14 protein-coding genes are annotated in these 16213 nt (G+C 69.8%); 7 read left to right on the forward strand and 7 right to left on the reverse strand.

The features are described 5' to 3' along the window. The first annotated feature begins 193 nt into the window (after positions 1-193). A complete protein-coding gene (locus ACYVOK_RS33680; RefSeq protein WP_460666644.1) occupies positions 194-1384 on the forward strand; it encodes an ABC transporter permease in 1191 nt (396 codons plus the stop codon). On the opposite strand, the gene ACYVOK_RS33685 is transcribed toward ACYVOK_RS33680, so the two are convergent. Both ACYVOK_RS33685 and ACYVOK_RS33690 read right to left on the reverse strand, forming a co-directional pair. Next, the gene (locus ACYVOK_RS33685; RefSeq protein ID WP_460666645.1) at positions 1286-2644 is read right to left on the reverse strand and encodes an MFS transporter; all 1359 of its coding nucleotides are present in this window, start codon (positions 2642-2644) and stop codon (positions 1286-1288) included. The genes ACYVOK_RS33680 and ACYVOK_RS33685 overlap by 99 nt on opposite strands. A gap of 70 nt (positions 2645-2714) precedes the next feature. Further along, positions 2715-3647, reverse strand: coding sequence for an acyl-ACP desaturase (locus ACYVOK_RS33690; RefSeq protein WP_460666646.1), 933 nt, complete (start codon positions 3645-3647; stop codon positions 2715-2717). A 105-nt stretch (positions 3648-3752) separates the two neighbouring features. Between ACYVOK_RS33690 and ACYVOK_RS33695 the strand changes: the two genes are divergently transcribed. Beyond that, complete coding sequence (locus ACYVOK_RS33695) at positions 3753-4103, forward strand: VOC family protein (RefSeq protein WP_460666647.1); 351 nt, start codon at positions 3753-3755, stop codon at positions 4101-4103. 52 nt (positions 4104-4155) lie between these two features. Here ACYVOK_RS33695 and ACYVOK_RS33700 read toward each other — a convergent pair whose 3' ends face one another. Continuing rightward, positions 4156-4788, reverse strand: a complete 633-nt coding sequence (locus ACYVOK_RS33700) for an alpha/beta fold hydrolase (RefSeq protein ID WP_460666648.1) — start codon at positions 4786-4788, stop codon at positions 4156-4158. 23 nt (positions 4789-4811) lie between these two features. Between ACYVOK_RS33700 and ACYVOK_RS33705 the strand changes: the two genes are divergently transcribed. Further along, positions 4812-5228, forward strand: coding sequence for an acyl-CoA thioesterase (locus tag ACYVOK_RS33705; protein WP_460666649.1), 417 nt, complete (start codon positions 4812-4814; stop codon positions 5226-5228). Next, positions 5225-6331, forward strand: coding sequence for a zinc-dependent alcohol dehydrogenase family protein (locus ACYVOK_RS33710; protein ID WP_460666650.1), 1107 nt, complete (start codon positions 5225-5227; stop codon positions 6329-6331). Before ACYVOK_RS33705 ends, ACYVOK_RS33710 begins: the two co-directional genes overlap by 4 nt. On the opposite strand, the gene ACYVOK_RS33715 is transcribed toward ACYVOK_RS33710, so the two are convergent. Further along, the gene (locus ACYVOK_RS33715) at positions 6313-6756 is read right to left on the reverse strand and encodes a YciI family protein (RefSeq protein ID WP_460666651.1); all 444 of its coding nucleotides are present in this window, start codon (positions 6754-6756) and stop codon (positions 6313-6315) included. The two genes, ACYVOK_RS33710 and ACYVOK_RS33715, sit on opposite strands and share 19 nt — an antisense overlap. Positions 6757-6954: 198 nt before the next feature. On the opposite strand from ACYVOK_RS33715, the gene ACYVOK_RS33720 reads away from it, so the two are divergent. Continuing rightward, complete coding sequence (locus tag ACYVOK_RS33720) at positions 6955-8394, forward strand: M12 family metallo-peptidase (RefSeq protein WP_460666652.1); 1440 nt, start codon at positions 6955-6957, stop codon at positions 8392-8394. A 54-nt stretch (positions 8395-8448) separates the two neighbouring features. On the opposite strand, the gene ACYVOK_RS33725 is transcribed toward ACYVOK_RS33720, so the two are convergent. From ACYVOK_RS33725 to ACYVOK_RS33735, 3 genes are read right to left on the reverse strand one after another with little or no spacing between them, the layout of a single operon-like run. Beyond that, entirely contained in the window at positions 8449-9771 is a 1323-nt protein-coding gene (locus ACYVOK_RS33725) for a M20 metallopeptidase family protein (protein ID WP_460666653.1), read from the reverse strand. Beyond that, positions 9680-10648 (reverse strand): hypothetical protein, encoded by a 969-nt coding sequence (locus tag ACYVOK_RS33730; protein ID WP_460666654.1) that lies wholly within the window; start codon positions 10646-10648, stop codon positions 9680-9682. The genes ACYVOK_RS33725 and ACYVOK_RS33730 overlap by 92 nt, the downstream gene beginning before the upstream one ends. A 7-nt stretch (positions 10649-10655) precedes the next feature. Further along, on the reverse strand, positions 10656-11075 hold the full coding sequence (locus tag ACYVOK_RS33735) for a hypothetical protein (RefSeq protein WP_460666655.1): 420 nt from the start codon (positions 11073-11075) through the stop codon (positions 10656-10658). A gap of 70 nt (positions 11076-11145) precedes the next feature. On the opposite strand from ACYVOK_RS33735, the gene ACYVOK_RS33740 reads away from it, so the two are divergent. Both ACYVOK_RS33740 and ACYVOK_RS33745 read left to right on the forward strand, forming a co-directional pair. Then, positions 11146-12315: a M48 family metalloprotease gene (locus tag ACYVOK_RS33740; protein ID WP_460666656.1), complete on the forward strand. Its 1170-nt coding sequence runs from the start codon at positions 11146-11148 to the stop codon at positions 12313-12315. Then, positions 12312-16213 (forward strand): AAA domain-containing protein (locus ACYVOK_RS33745; RefSeq protein ID WP_460666657.1); only part of this gene is annotated, 3902 nt, incomplete at its 3' end. The genes ACYVOK_RS33740 and ACYVOK_RS33745, both read left to right, overlap by 4 nt.

Here is a 16213-nt window from a genome sequence, read left to right on the forward strand (position 1 = left end):
CTCCCATCCGGTGCCCGGGTTCGGGGCGCCTCCGGTCTCCTCACCGGAGGCGCCTCGGTCCGGGGGAGCCCGGCGGAGTCCGCGCCCGGCCCGGCTCCGGCTGGGGCTGGCTGCCGTCATCAGCCGCGCCGCCGGAGGGCGCCGGACCGGGGACGCCCACCGGGCAAGCGGAGCCCGGCGGTCCCGGCCCGCAGTGCGGGACCTGCTGGACGAGGCGCTGGCTGGTGTGGCCGCACGGCCGACCCGGCTGATCCTCACCACGCTGGGGACTGTGCTCGGGATTGCTGCTCTGGTCGGAACGGTCGGGTTGGGTCAGACGGCGTCCGGGCAGATCACGCAGCGGTTCGACCTCGCGGCGGCGACGCGGGTCGTCGTACAGCCTGAGGAGAAAGGTGGTCAGGAAGGTGAAGCCGCAACCCAGCTGCCATGGGACGCCCCGGACCGGATCGAGCGACTCAACGGTGTGGAGGCCGCGGGCACGGTCAGCACGCTCGACGTCGGTGACGACCTCGTGCGAAGTGTGGCTGGTCTGGACGGACAGCGGAACGGTCACGCGTTGAAGGTGATGGCCGGCTCGGCCGGACTGTGGGAGGCCGTCCGAGCCGTCCTGTCGACCGGGCGGTTCTTCGACGCCGGCCACGACCGGCGCGGCGACAAGGTGGTTGTCCTCGGCAAGCACGCGGCCGAGCGGCTCGGCATCAACCGGGTCGACTCCCAGCCGGCGGTGTTCATCGGCGACGAGCCGTACACGGTGATCGGCATCCTCGACTCCGTCAGCGGCCGGGCCGAGCTGAACGACGCGGTGATCATGCCGAACGGTGCGGCCAGGACGGCGTACGACCTGGAATCGCCGGACGCGGTCGAGATCCGGACCCAGGTCGGCGCGGCCCAGCTGATCGCCGGTCAGGCGCCGGTCGCGATCCAGCCGAACGACCCGAGCACGCTGAATGTCGACGCCCCGCCCAAGCAGGGCGCCGTACGCAAGGGTGTCGAGTCCGACCTGAACGCGCTGTTCCTGCTGCTCGGGGCGGTCGCGCTGCTCGTCGGCGGTCTCGGCATCGCGAACGTCACGCTGCTGTCGGTGCTCGAACGCATCTCCGAGATCGGCCTGCGCCGGGCACTGGGCGCGGCCCGAAGACACGTGGCCGTGCAGTTCCTGGTGGAGAGCGTGATCGTCGGATTCCTCGGCGGGTTGCTCGGTACGGCGGTCGGTGTACTGCTCACCGTCGGCGTGTCGTGGGTCCGGGACTGGACCCCGATCCTGGACAACCGGCTGGCGTTCGGCTCACCCCTGCTGGGTGCGTTCATCGGCCTGGTCGCCGGCACCTACCCCGCCTGGAAGGCCTCCGCCATCCAACCCATCACGGCCCTGCGTGGCACCTGACCCGTCCCGGCTCAGCCGTGCGTAGACCAGCGCGGTGACGAGGAAGCCGAGCACGATGAAGGCGAGCACCGGGTACGACTTCCCGTCGTCGGGCAGGATCACCGCGCCGAGCGCGGCCGCGGAGACCTGCCCGACGTTGAAGATCATGTCGTACAGGGAGAACACCCGGCCGCGGTAGACGTCGTCGACACCCGTCTGGACGAGGGTGTCGACGCTGATCTTCACGCCCTGCGCGCAGAAACCGGTGAGGAAACCGGCCACGATCAGCGCCGGCTGGGTGTAGAGACCGCCGGGCATCGCCGTGACGACCGCGGCGGCGACGAACAGCAGTGTGATCCACTGCCGCAGCGTCATCACCCGGGTCGCCCACGGCGTGACCAGCGCGGCGACGAACAGTCCGGCGCCGACCGCACCGGTCGCGACGGCCAGTGCGCCGAAGGCCTCGTCGAGGCGGTCGGGACCGTAGAAGTGGTTGCGGTACAGCAGGATCATCGCGACCGTGACGAGGCCGAAGAAGAACCGCAGCGAGCCGATCGCGGCCAGCCCGAGCGCGGGCTGCTTGCGCTCCCGCAGGTGCCGGCCGCCGTCCACCAGGCCGGCAGCGATCGTCCGGATCGCCTCGAGCACGCCCGGCTCGTCACCGTTCAGATCCGGACCGAGCTGGTTGCGGTGCAGCCGGAGAGCGAGGAGGGCGGCCGCCGTGTAGATGAGAACGGTCAGTCCGAGGACGGCGAGATCGGAGTCGGCGATCAGCTTCACGCCGGCTCCGACACCGCCGCCGACGAGGAAGGACGCCGTACCCGAGGTCGGGGTGACGGCGTTGGCCATCACCAGCTCGTCCCGGTCGACCACATGCGGAAGGCCGGCGGACAGTCCGGACAGCAGGAAGCGGTTCACTCCGAGGGTCAGCAGTACGGCGACGTAGAACGGGACCCCCGCGTTGCCGATCGCAACGATCCCCCCGACGCCGACGACCAGCACAGCCCGCGTCAGGTTGGCCCCGAACAGGATCTGCCGCCGCGACCAGCGGTCGAGCAGTACGCCGGTGAACGGGCCGAGGACCGAGTACGGCAGCAGCGCCACCGCGAACAGTCCCGCGATCGCCGCCGCGTCCGGCGCCCGCTCCGGCGAGAACAGCACGTACGACGCCAGCGCGACCTGGAACACCCCGTCGCCGAACTGCGACGTCAGCCGCACCGCGAACAGTCGCCGGAAATCCCCCCGCCGCAACAGCGTCGTCAGATCCCGGATGAACCGCACGCCCGCAGCCTAACCGTCGACCCACGGCCGCCTGCTGAAGTTGGACCGGACGTAGCGGCCGTGACGGGCGTCAGGCCGACGCGCGCGCCGCCTGGCGGGCCCGGAGGCGGTCGCGTTGCTCGACGAAGCGGGTGGCCTGGGCGTCGAGGCTCGTCATGAACTCGGCGAGTTCGTCGCGTGCCCGGGCGCCGTCGCCGGTGAGGTCCTCGCGGTCGAAGACCTGCCACTTCCGCAGGATCGGCGCGACCACCTCGTCGTGGTGCAGGCGCAGGTCGTAGATACCGGCCTTGGCGATGGTCACCGAGTTGCGTGCGAACCCCTCCATCGTGGCGCCGGGCATCGAGAAGTCCTTGACCTCGTTCGCGACCGCGCGCATCGTCTCGTTCGGCGCCGTCTCGAAGGCCGCGGCGACCAGGTTCCGGTAGAAGATCATGTGCAGGTTCTCGTCGGTGGCGATCCGGGCCAGCAACTGGTCCGCGATCGGGCAGCCGGTGGCCTTACCGGTGTTGCGATGGGAGACCCGGGTGGCCAGTTCCTGGAAACTGACGTAGGCGATCGCTTCCAGCATGTTCTTGTCGACCTCGTGGCCGGCCGTCATGTGGGCCATCCTGGCGGTCTCCAGTTCGACCGGGTCGACTCCGCGGGTGACCACCAGATAGTCCCGCAGCGCGATCCCGTGCCGGCCCTCCTCGGCGGTCCACCGGCCGACCCAGGTACCCCACGCGCCGTCGAGGCCGAACTGGGTCGCGATCTCTCGGTGATACGAGGGCAGATTGTCCTCGGTCAGCAGGTTGGTGATCATCGCGACCTTGGCCACCGGGTCCAGCCGGGACTGCTCCGGGGACCAGTCCTCACCGCCGAGGAAGGCGAAGTCACGGCCCTCGCTCCACGGCACGTAGTCGTGCGGATTCCAGTCCTTGGTGATGGCGAGGTGTCGCTCGAGATTCTGCTCGACCACCGGTTCCAGTTCGTGCAGCAGATTCGTCACCAGTTTGTCGGTCACCGGAATCTCCTTCCTCGGGATTCCCACCCACCCTACGGCACCGTAAGTTACGCCACCGTAGGTTACGGCCTGTCGAGAACGGAAGTTCCGCTCCGACGTAGCGGCATGGATGACAAGCAGCCGGCCTGGGTCGACATCACCGCGACCGACGTTGCGGCGTCACGCACGTTCTACGCACAGTTGTTCGGTTGGCGCCTCCAGGTGGTGGAGGCCCTCGACTATGCCCTGATCGAGCCTGGACCGAACACCTTGCCAGGTGGCATCGGCCAGTCCGACGAGACGCGTCCGGCCGGCATCACCACCTACTTCTCCGTCGACGACGTCGAGGCGACCCTCGCCCGCGCCGAGCAGCTGGGCGCGAAGGTCGCCGTACCGCCGTGGACGGTGCCAGGCCTCGGCACGATGGCGATCCTGCTGGACCCGGACGGCAACCGCGTCGGCCTCTGGGCGGACTGAAGTCAGTCGGGCGGATGCAGGCGGCCGGCCGCGGTGTCGCCGCGCTGGTCGATCACACCTGTCCGCTCGTCAGGTAGTCGGTCAGGATCCGGGGGTGGCCGAGCATCGGGAAGTGCGCCCCCGGCATCTCGTCCGGCGCGAACCCCAACCGCTCCCGCGTCATCCGCCTCATGAAGTCTGCCGGGAACAGCAGGTCGTCCCGCCCGATCACCGCCCGGGTCGGGACATCCGGCCACTGTTCAATTGCGCAGGGATCGCCCATCGGCCCGTCGGACTGCTCCCGTAGCTGCCGCCGGGCCTCCGCGGCGAAGTCAGCCGGCAGGTCGTGGAAGAACGTGTCGACACTGTCGTCCACGTTCTGGTAGCCGGTGTTCGCCCACCAGTCCAGGATCCGCTCACCCGGCGCCGGCACCATGCCCGCGACCAGGACGAACTCCCGCACCGGCAGCCGCTCACACACCATCGCGCCGGTGAAACCACCCAGCGAATGCGCCGCCACCACGACCTCGTCACCGTCCGGTACGGCGGCCAGCACGGTCTCGACGTACTCCGGCAACCCCGCCGACGGCTCGTCACACGGCAGGTCGACCGCGATCACCTCGTGCCCGCGGCGCCGCAACTCGTCCGTCACGGGATGCCAGTGCCACGACGTACACCCCGCACCCGGGATCAGGACAAACCTCATGCGGATCACCTTATGGTGGGGCGATGGACAGGAGTTCCTTTCCGCACTTCCTGGGGATCACGCTGCGGTGGAAGGACAACGACGTCTACGGGCACGTGAACAACGTGGAGTACTACAGCTTCTTCGACACCGTGATCAACGACTTCCTGATCCGGGCCGGAGGCCTCGACATCCACCGGGGTGAGGTGATCGGGCTCTGCGTCGACTCGCAGTGCACCTTCAAGGAGTCACTGCAGTTCCCAGGCGTCGTCGATGCGGGGCTGCGCGCCGGCCAGTTGGGGAACTCGAGTGTGCGCTACGAGATCGGCCTGTTTCGTGAGGGCTCGGACCAGCCCGCCGCGACCGGCCGGTTCGTGCACGTGTTCGTCGGCCGCGAGGACCGCCGCCCGGTTCCGGTTCCGGACCGGCTCCGCGAGGCACTCGAGGGGATCGCAGGATGATCGTGCGCGGCGCCGTACTGCGGGAGATGGGTCTGCCCAGCCCGTACGCCGCGTCCCGTCCGCTGCGGATCGAGGAGGTCGAGCTGGCGCCGCCCGGCCCGGGTGAGTTGCTGGTCCGGATCCGTGCGGCAGGACTGTGCCACTCCGACCTGTCCGTCATCGACGGCTCGCGACCGCGCGTGATGCCGATGCTCCTCGGTCATGAGGCCACCGGCGAGGTCGTGGTTTCGGAAGCGCCGGGGTTCGCCGCCGGTGACACGGTCGCGTTCGCCTTCGTTCCCGCTTGTGGCGAGTGCGGTCCGTGTGCCGAGGGCCGGGCCGCGCTGTGTGAGCCGGGTGCCGCCGCGAACACGGCCGGCACGCTGCTGAACGGCGTACGGCGTCTTGACGGGGTGCACCACCATCTCGGTGTGTCCGGGTTCGCCGACCACGCGGTGGTGTCGGCGCGGTCGGCGGTCAAGATCGACCCGTCACTGCCTCCGGAGATCGCGGCGCTGTTCGGGTGCGCGGTGATGACCGGCGTGGGCGCCGTGGTGAACACCGCCCAGGTCCGGGCCGGCCGGAGCGCGGTCGTCTTCGGACTCGGCGGCGTCGGACTCTCCGCGCTGCTCGGTGCGGTCCTGGTCGGTGCGCATCCGCTGGTCGCGGTCGACGTCGTACCGGAGAAGCTGGAGCTCGCCCGCTCCCTCGGCGCCACGCAGACGGTCGATGCCCGCGACGACGACGCGGTGGATCAGGTGCTGGAAGCAACCTCAGGCGGCGCCGACTACGCCTTCGAGACCGTGGGCAGCGCGAAGGTGCTCGAGCAGGCGTACGCCGCCACCCGCCGCGGCGGCACCACGGTGACGGTCGGCCTGCCGCATCCGTCCCAGACGTTCAGCATCCCCGCGGTCAGCCTGGTTGCCGAGGAGCGCACGGTGAAGGGCTCGTACCTGGGCTCGTCGATCCCCAGCCGCGACATCCCCCGCTACATCGCGCTGTACCGCGCCGGTCGCCTTCCGGTCGACCGGCTGCTGACCTCGACCGTCGCGCTCGAGGACCTCAACGAGGCCTTCGACCGGCTGGCCGCCGGTACGTCGATCCGTCAGGTGTTGCTGTTCTGAAGGTTCTCGGCCGCCTTCAGGAAGGTCTGCTCCTCGCGCGCCCGCGCCTCGGGGGTGAACTCGTCGCCGAAGTCGTCCGCGGTGGCCACCTGCCGGATCTCCAGCCCGCCGGAGTTGCCGTCGTCGGCGGCCAGGCAGCGCCAGCCCCACTCGATTGCCTCCTCGCGGGAGGCGACCTCGATCAGGCAGAACCCCGCGATCAGCTCCTTGGTCTCGGCGAAGGGTCCGTCGACGACCCGCTGCTTGCCGGAGTTCAGCTCCAGCCGGAAACCCTTCGAGCTCGGCAGCAAGCCCTCGCCCGCCAGCAGGACGCCCTTCTCGGCCATCTCCGCCATCACCCGAGTCATCTCGGTCAGGCTCTTCTCGCTCGGGTTCTCCCAGGCCTCGGACCTGTCGCTGGCCTTGAACATCATCATGAACCGCATCGGATCTCCCCTCGTGGCGTCGCGCCCATCATGGCCCGCCGACGGGTCCGCGGTCGCGGCGCAGACGAAGGTCAATTTCCGCGAAGAGCTATTCCCAGCCGGGCAACCATCGGGCAGGCTACGCACAGTGCGGATCCGCCCACCGCACGTGAGGCATGTCACAAGTGAGGCGTAGGAGTCCCTGAGGAGGACCCCCTAATGCACACCCGTTTCCGCCGCACCGGTGCGCTCGTCGGCACCGGGGCCATCGTCTTCGGTGCGCTGGCCGTCGCCAACACCGCGGCCGGCAGCCAGGCCGACGCACAGCAGCCCGTCCCCACCCCGATCGACCAGCTCCTCGGTCAGGAGCTGCCCGGCCGGACCGCCCTCGGCAAGGTCCAGTCCCGGCTCGCCGAGTTGTCCGAGCGCAACGGCATCCCCGCCGCGAAGCTGCAGCAGATCCTGGCCACCGACAAGACCAGCTGGCTGGACAAGGACGGCAGGCTCTTCTACCGCGAGCCGGTCTCCGGGACCAAGCAGGCCGCGGCGCCGTCCCCGCGCTGGGCCACCAAGGCGGTCGCCGGCGCCACCGGCCCGGCGTTCGAGCTGCATAGCAAGCCCGGCTCCAACCGGGTCATCTACCTGGACTTCGACGGCCACACCATCACCGGTACGGCGTGGAACACGAACGGCAAGCCCGCCACCGTGAACGTCACGCCGTACGACACCAACGGCGACCCGAGCACGTGGAGCACCGCCGAACAGGACGTCGTACGCGACGTCTGGGCACGCGTTGCCGAGGACTACGCGCCGTTCGACGTGGACGTCACCACGCAGGCGCCGCCGGAGTCGGCGATCACCCGGTCCGGCGGGTCCGACCAGCAGTACGGCACCCGCGTCCTGATCGACCCGACCACCTGGTACCAGTCCGGCTGCGGGTGCGGCGGCGTCGCGTACGTCGGTGTGTACGACAACAGCAGCAACCACGCCTACTACCAGCCCGCCCTCGTCTTCACGAAGGGCGTCGGCACCGGCGCGAAGAACATCGCCGAGGCCGCGTCGCACGAGGCCGGTCACAACATCGGGCTCAGTCACGACGGCACCGCCTCGGTCGGGTACTACCAAGGTCACGGCGCCTGGGCTCCGATCATGGGTGTCGGCTACTCCAAGGCGATCAGCCAGTGGAGCAAGGGTGAGTACTCCGGTGCCAACAACAGGGAAGACGACTTCCTGGTGGCCGGCCAGAACGGCCTGGGACTGCGGGCCGACGACCATGGCAACGGTACGAGTGACTCCACCGCGCTCACTCTCGGCACCAGCCTGAGCGGTGTCTACGCCAGCGATGCGGATGTCGACATGTTCCGCATCGACTTGTCCGCCGGCACCTTCACCTTCGCGGCGAACGCGGCTGCGTCCGGTGCCGACCTGGACATCAAGCTGCAACTGCTGAACTCCGCCGGCACCGTCCTCGCCACTGCCGACCCGGCCGCCGGCCAGACGAACTCGGCCACCCCGACCGGGCTGAGCGCGAGCATCAGCCAGCAGGTCACGGCCGGGCGGTACTACCTCCGGATCGAGAACACCGGCTACGGCAACCCGCTGGACACCGGCTACTCCACCTACGGCAGCCGCGGCGCCTACACGGTCCGCGTCAGCTGACCCACCCGAACCGCCCGGGGCCGTCGTTCCCACCGAGATCGACGGCCCCGGGTCCTAGGCCGGGACGAGGTGAGCCGTGGCCAGGTGGGCCAGCGCCGCGGCCTGGTCACCCAGTACGGCGTCGTCGAAGCGCACCACGCTCGAGTGGTTCGAGGGCCCGTCCTCACCGACGTCGTCCGGGCGCGCGCCCAGCATCACGAACGTCCCGGGCACCTCCTCCAGCACCATCGAGAAGTCCTCCGACCCCATCAGGGGGTTGTCGAAGGGCGGCACGCGGTCTGCGCCGAACAGCTGACCCAGTAGCGCCGAGGTCTCCGCCGTACGCGCCGCGTCGTTGATCGTCACCGGGTACTGCTTGCTGAAGTCCGCCTCGACCGTGCAGCCGTGCGCCGCCGCGATTCCCTGCGCTAACGCCGGCAGGTCGCGGGACAACTGGTCGAAGGTCTCGTTCGACAGAGTGCGCACGGTGGCACCGAGCCGGGCGGTGTTCGGGATGACGTTGACCGCGACCCCGGCCTCGAGTTGGGTCACCGTGATCACGACCGGGTCGAACACGTTCACCTTGCGGGTCGCGTACGTCTGCAACGCCAGCACCAACTCTGCCACCATCGGCACCGGGTCCACGGTCGTGTACGGCGACGAGCCGTGTCCACCCTTGCCGTGCACGGTGATGTGCAACTGGTTCGAGCCGGCCATCATCGTGCCCGGCTTCGTCTGGAACAGTCCCTTCGCGGCCTGCGACCACACATGGATCGCGTACGCGGCGATCGGGTTGTCCCCGGTGGCGTGGAGCAGTCCTTCACGGATCATGTAGCCCGCGCCGCCGAGACCCTCCTCACCCGGCTGGAACATGAAGAGCACGTTCCCGTGCAGCTCCTCGCGGTGTGCGCTGAGCAGCCGCGCCGCACCGACCAGACCGGCGGTGTGCAGGTCGTGGCCGCAGGCGTGCATGTTCCCGTTGGTCGACGCGTACTCCAGGTCGGTCTCCTCGACCACCGGCAACGCGTCCATGTCGCCTCGCAGCAACACGGTCGGCCCCGGCTGACCACCCCGCAGTACGCCGACGACCGACGTCAGTTCCTTGCCGGTGGTGATCTCCAGCGGAAGACCGGCCAGCGCGTCGAGCACCATCGCCTGGGTCTTCGGCAGGTCGAGCCCGACCTCCGGAATCCGGTGCAGCTCCCGCCGCAGCTCCACGAGCCCGGGAGCCATCCCGGCAGCTTCCTCGATCAGGTTCATCGACCACCCCTTCGAACGCGACGTCCCGCCACCGTACCCGGCCGGCTCACCCGCCGAGGGCCGGCGGCCTTCGGCGCGGATCCGCACCCGGCGGGTTCGGGTCGCGCGGCCGCTGGTGCCGGCTGGGAGCGGGACCATCGGTTGTCCTGGGCGGCGGCGCGGCGCCGAGGCCGGCTTCCATGCTGCGGCGGAGATCCTGGTTCTCCGACCAGTACGTCGCGATCGCGCGGACCTCCTTGTACGCCTCGCGATCGGCGTTCACACCGGCCAGGGCGGACATCCTGACGTCCTGAGGGTCGCCGGCGTCGTAGTCGTGGATCTGCTCGAACGGGCGCTTCATCGCGGTCGCGATCCGTGCGACGGCGGCGGCCTTGGCCGGCTCCGGAACCAGATCCGACAGGTTGTTCGCGTCGTACATCAGGTCCGCGGCGACCCTGAACTTGTTCTCGGCGTTCACCACCGCCATCCGGCGGACGACCTCGGCACCGTCCACTCCGGCGCGGCGGCCGAGAGCGTCACCGAACTGCTTCACGGCCGGCACGTACTGCCCGTAGGCGGGCTCGGTCCGCACCGCGGTGATGCCGGGAGCGATCGCCTCCAGGTCGAGTTCGCGGATGTAGTCGTCGAGGGCGTTCTGGGCCGCGAGCTCGGTGGTCGCCTCCTCCAGGACCTGGTTGGCCGGCTCCTGGTACGCGTCGACGCCCAACGCGTGCGACGTACCCGCGGCGGCCAGCAGGTGGACGTTCTCGTGGAACACGACCCGGAGTGCCTCGCGGTACCGCTTCAGGGTCTCCTCGTCGTGCCGCTGTCCCGCGCGGTCGAACATCTCCTCGAGCACCTCGACCACGTGCTGCGGGTGGTACTGGATCGTGTGGTCCCACTTGACCAGGCCGCGCCGCTTGTCCTCCGGGGCGAGCAGTTCGACCTTCTGGTTCCACGAGGAGTGGTGCGCGCCGGTCACCTTGACGGCAGCCCGAGCCTGCTCCTCCGTCAGCTGCGCATAGCTGGCGACCATGCGGGGCTTATCGGCTGTCGCGGGCCGCGGTGATCCGCAGAGACTCCAGCAGCATGGACAGCGACTCGTTCAGGTCGAGGATGCGACCTCGTTCGGCCGGTTCGGCGGTCTCGGCGATCCGGCCGATCTCGGCGATTCCGAACTCGAGCCGCTCGATGCGTTCGGCAGCGCTGCCTTGCGCGGTCCGCGCCTCCCGGTGCACGCGGAAGGCGGCCGACATCGCATCGGACAGCGGCGGCTGCTCGGCGCTCAGGGCGCTGTCGAGCGAGCTCATCAGCAACCTGGCCGCCTCCTGGTCCGCAGGCGGCTGAACGGACTCCACCAGCGCCCGCAACCGCTCGACCTCGACCGCGAGCTCCGCGGGCTCCAGCGAACCAGCAGCCTCGAGCACCCGTCCGTACTCCGCATCGAACCCGTCGTAGTCCACCCGGCCAGTATCGCGGCCAACCATGTCAACCAGACATCGTTTCGTCGGTGGCCGTGGTTACTGTGTCGGCATGTTGTCGCCCTTGCGCTACCACCGGGCCGTGCTGGCGTGCGTACGCCGCGTGGACGAGCGCGCGTGGGCGGCTCTGCTGGACAGGCCGACGGGGCGGCTGGACGACGTACTGCTGCGGAACGCCTACCGGCTGGAGGAGGCGGCCCATCCGGAGGTGCACGAGGCGGGACGCAGAGCCGCGGAAGCCTTGGGCGTGGACGCGGAGCTGGAGTTCTTCCAGGTGAATGGGGAGCCCAACGCCTGCTACGTCCACCAGGCGGGTACGGCGGTCGTCGTCTTCGAGGGGTCGTTGCTGGAGACGCTGGACCCCGACGAGTTGACCGCTGTGATGGGCCACGAGCTGGCGCATCGGGTGCTGTGGGATGCGGAGGACGGCGCCTATCTCGCGGTGGACCGGTTGCTGGACGCGGCGGCCGGGGACGCGAGAACGCCACAGCAGTACCTCGAGACCCAGCGGCGGTGGAGTCTGGCGACGGAACTGTTCGCCGACCGCGGTGCTCTGACGGCGTGCGGCGACGTCGGCATCACGATCCGTGCGCTGCTCAAGCTCCAGACCGGTTTGAGCACGGCTGACCCCGATGCCTATCTGAGACAGGCAGACGAAATCGACCTGAGCACGGGGAGCCGCGGCACGTCCCATCCAGAGGGTGTCGCGCGGGCCTGGGCGTTGAAGCGCTGGCTCGCCGGCGAGGACATGGAGTCCCTGATCACCGGTCCCCTCGACGTCGACGCGCCGGATCTGCTCGACGCAGCCCTGCTGCGCGACCTGAGCAGGGAGTTCGCGGCATCGATCGCCCACACCGAGGGGTTGCGCACGGACGCGGTCGCCACCTTCGCCGCAGGGTTCTCGGATCCGCCCGCTCCGCTCGGCGTACCGGCGTCGCCCGTGCCGCGGTTCGACGAGCCGCTGGCGGTCCGGCCGGTCGACGGGGCAGCGCTGCCGCGACCGAGACCGCTGGCCGAAGCGACCAAGCGGTACCTCTGCTACCTGCTGCTCGACCTGGCCACCGCCGATCCGGACACCGGCGACGCCGGACTGATCGCGTCCATGGCGATCGCCCGGCGCGCGGGGCTGACGGCGTACGACGATCTGGCCGACGACGAGCTGGGCTGGAGTGACAAGCGCCGGGCGAAGCTTGCCAAGGCCGCGGACGAGGTGGTCGCGTGAGTGCCGAGGACCTGGTCGCGCTGGCCGTCTCGCAGGGCGGCCTGGGGAACGACGCACTCCTGGCGGCGGTGCTGCCGCTGTTCCACGCGACGGCCGCGGTGCACGAGCGTGGGTTGGTCGCGCCGCTGCGCGGACTCGACCGGATCACCGTCGACGAGCAGAGCCGGCTCGGCTTCGAGCCGTCGGACGCCATCCGTCCGATGCTCGACGAGGCGGCCCTCGTAGCCCGGGAAGGGCCACGGGCGACGGCGGTCGAGGTGATCTCGCATCGGCAGTCCGACATCGACCTGGGGGAGAGCGGCGGCCGGCCACGGACCACGGTGGTCGAGCCGGTCCCGGCGGCGATCACCGCGCCGGTGCACGTCGCCGGCTGGCAGAGCTGGGAGCACGTGGTCGGCCACCACGACCAGCTCACCGACATCTTCAGCCTCGGTCAGCTGATGATCGGCCTCGGCTGCGGTCTCGACCTGTCCCGGAGCGCGGACGTCGCCCGGCTGATCGATGCCAAGGGCAACCTCTACGCGCTCGACCCGGGCCTGCACCCGGTGATCGTCTCGGTCGCCGCGCGGATGGCCGAGCCGGACCGGCACCGCCGCGCACAGGACCTCCGGTCGCTGATCGGACAGCTGGAGAACTACCGGGACCAGCCGCTCGACTTCGACGTGGAAGCGATCACCCGCGGTGCGGCAGACCGTCGTACCGCGGTGCTGCGGGCGCTGCGGGACCGGCTGTTCGACCTGTCCCGCCGCAACCGCCTGATCAACTTCCGTCCCACCGCGCAGACGCTGAACCTCACCGAGGTGTCCGTCCCGCTGATGCTCGACGTCCGCACGATCCGCCCGGACCAGCTGTTCACCTGGCGCGACGACCTCGGTGCGTCACTGCTCGGCAAACCCCAGCCGCTCGGCCGGTGGGTCCGGTACGACGAGGCGCCGTACGCGGCGAACGCGCTGGACAAGCTGATCGCGACGGCCCGCCGCGACCGCGCCGAGTACGGTCAGGACCAGCTGCGTCTGGTGCCGGCCTTCCTGCGCTGGCACGACCTCAAGAACGACCCGGAGACCAGGCTCACCTCGCCGCTGGTGCTGGCGAAGGTCGAGTTGGTCAAGAAGCGCGGCGTCCGCGACTCGTACACACTGCGCATCACGGACCCGGTCGCCGAGATCAACCCGACGCTGCGGCACCACCTGCACCAGCTGTACGGGATCAACCTGCCGGAGAACGTCGACCTGTCCGAGCCGGGCGCGATCGCGACTCTGCACGCGCGGCTCGCGCAGGAGATCCGGTCGACCGAGCCGGGGCTGGAGCTGCATCTGCGGGAGAAACCGCGGATCGACCTGGTCCGGCAGCGCGCCATGCTCAAACTGCGGAGCTACCGCCGTCGGCGGCACGGCAACGCCGAGCACGAGTTCGGCGGCCGTCAGTACGCGTACTCGTACCGCCGGACCGACTACCAGCCGCTCGGTGTGCAGATCTTCCGCACCCAGCTGGCCGTGCCGGAACTTCCGCTCGGCATCACCCTCGGCAACGAGCCACGGCGGCCGGCTGTGATCGAGACCGACACCTACACCCTCGACACCGAGGGCGGTCCGTACTCCTGGGACGTCGACCTGTGCGCGGTGTCGCTGGCGAACTTCAACTACCGGACACTCGGGCTCGTCCGGGACTACGACGAGCTGCTCGCGACGGGCCAGTCGTGCCCGTCGTTCGACCAGCTGTTCTCCGATCGGCCACGTCCGATCAGCAGCGCACCGCCGGAGCTGCCGGTCGCCGAGCGGCAGCTGGTGGTGCCGGCCGACGGATCCCAGGTCGCCGCGATCGCGCGCGCCCAGCGCGGCGAGAGCTTCGTCATCCAGGGCCCGCCGGGGACCGGCAAGTCGCAGACGATCACGAACATGATCGCGGACTTCGTCGCCCGCGGTCAGCGGGTGCTGTTCGTCTGCCAGAAGCGAGCGGCGCTCGACGTCGTCCACGCCCGCCTGGCGAGCCGCCGGCTGGGCGGCCTCTGCACTCTGATCCACGACTCCCAGGCCGACAAGAAGGCCTTTATCCACGGCCTGCGCGACACCTACGAATCCTGGCTCACCGCCGACGACGACCTCGACACCCTCACCGCCCGCCGCGACCAACTGCTAGCCCGCGTCAACCACCTCCTCACCACCGTCACCACCTTCGAACAATCCCTAGCCACCGGCCACCCCCCACTCCGCCACCTCATCAACCGCCTAGCCCACCTCCACCCCTGGCCCACCACCGCCGGGTCTGAGCGGGTGGGGGCGGAGGTTTGGCGGTTGGTTCCGTCGCCGGGTGATTGGTGGCCGGTGCGGGAGGTGGTTCGGAAGGTTGCGCAGGATCTCGCGTCCGCCGACCCCGCCTCGGGTGGAGTGCTCGCGCGCAGCCCACTTGCCTTCGTCACGCCCTCACGCTGGGGCGATCCCGCCGTACCCGACGAGGCTCGGGAACTCGCAGCCGCCTGGACCGCAGCCGCCACCGCCCTCGCGTCATCCGGTGTCCCACAACCCCCGCCCACCGAGCCCGGCCCCGCCGAGGATGAAAGGGATTGGTCGGTCAAGCAGGCCCGCGCACTCGGCGAGCTCGGCCGGGTGATCGGCCCCCTCGCCGATCGCGACCTGGCCGACGCGATCGACCCCCGCTCGGCTGCCGCGCAGCGCCTGTCGGCCGTGGTCGCCGAGCGAGAACAACTTGTCTCCGCGGAGCGTTCGGCCTGGGAGCAAGCGTCCGGCTGGAACGACCCACTGGCGCCGGCCGACGCTCGCTCCGCCCTCAAAGTTGCTCAGAGCAAGGAAGGTGGCCTCTTCTCCTTCCTCAGCGGTGACTGGCGCCGAGTCAAGGCACTGGTCAAGAGCCGCTTCGACAGTACGACGCGAGCAGTGCAGCCATCGGTGATGGAACTGCTCACGGACCTAATCGCCGCGCACGACGCGACGGCAGCGGTGAAGCAACACACCGAGCAGACGGTCCGCGAATGGGGCACCGACGACCCGCACCGGCTCGCCGCCCAACTCGCCGCGGTCCGCAAGGACCCGCACCTCGCCGACTGGCGGATCGCCTTGCAGGACGGGGTTTCCGCCGGCCTCACCCGGATCGCCGACGCCCTCGAACGAGCCGAGGCATCCACGTCCAGCCTGCTGGCGACGCAGTACGAGGACCTGACCGTGTCCGCCGTACGTCAAGTGATCGACAAGCTGACCGCTGCCGAGCCAGTCCTGCGTGCTGTCGGACCGGCGTTGCGAGAACTGGCGACAACGCCGGAATCCGTGCAGAACGCAGTACGTCAGCTCGCGGCGACACCGGACCAACTCGAGTACGCAGTCTGCGCGGCCGAGTGGGAGCGCTGCCGCACAGCCGCCCCGCTGCAACTCTCGTCAACCCGAGTCGACTCGATCGTCGGTGAGCTGAGCCTGGTGTACGACGAGCTCACCACCCTCAACGCCGCCATCGTCGTGTCCGGCGTACGGCGCCGCTTCCTGAGCGAACTGGCCCACTCCGAACTGAGCGCCAGCGGCATGTCACCCGAGGACCGCGACCGCAAGAAGACCTTCGCCGCCGGCCGCCGCGAACTGGAACACGAGTTCGGCAAGGTCATGCGTTACCGCTCCATCCGCGATCTGGCCTCCGGCGCACCCGGCTCGGTCGTCTCCCTTCTCCGCCCGGTCTGGCTGATGAGTCCGTCGTCGGTCTCGGATACGTTGCCGCTGACAACTTCCTTCGACGTGGTCATCTACGACGAAGCCAGCCAGATCCCCGTCGAAGAAGCCATCCCCGCCCTCCACCGAGCCCCCCAACTCATCGTCGTAGGCGACCGAATGCAGTTGCCCCCCACCCAGTACTTCCAAGTCCGCCCCGACCCCCCAACCCATCCCACCCGCCACCAAAC

It is taken from the genome of Kribbella swartbergensis, from assembly GCF_054784135.1.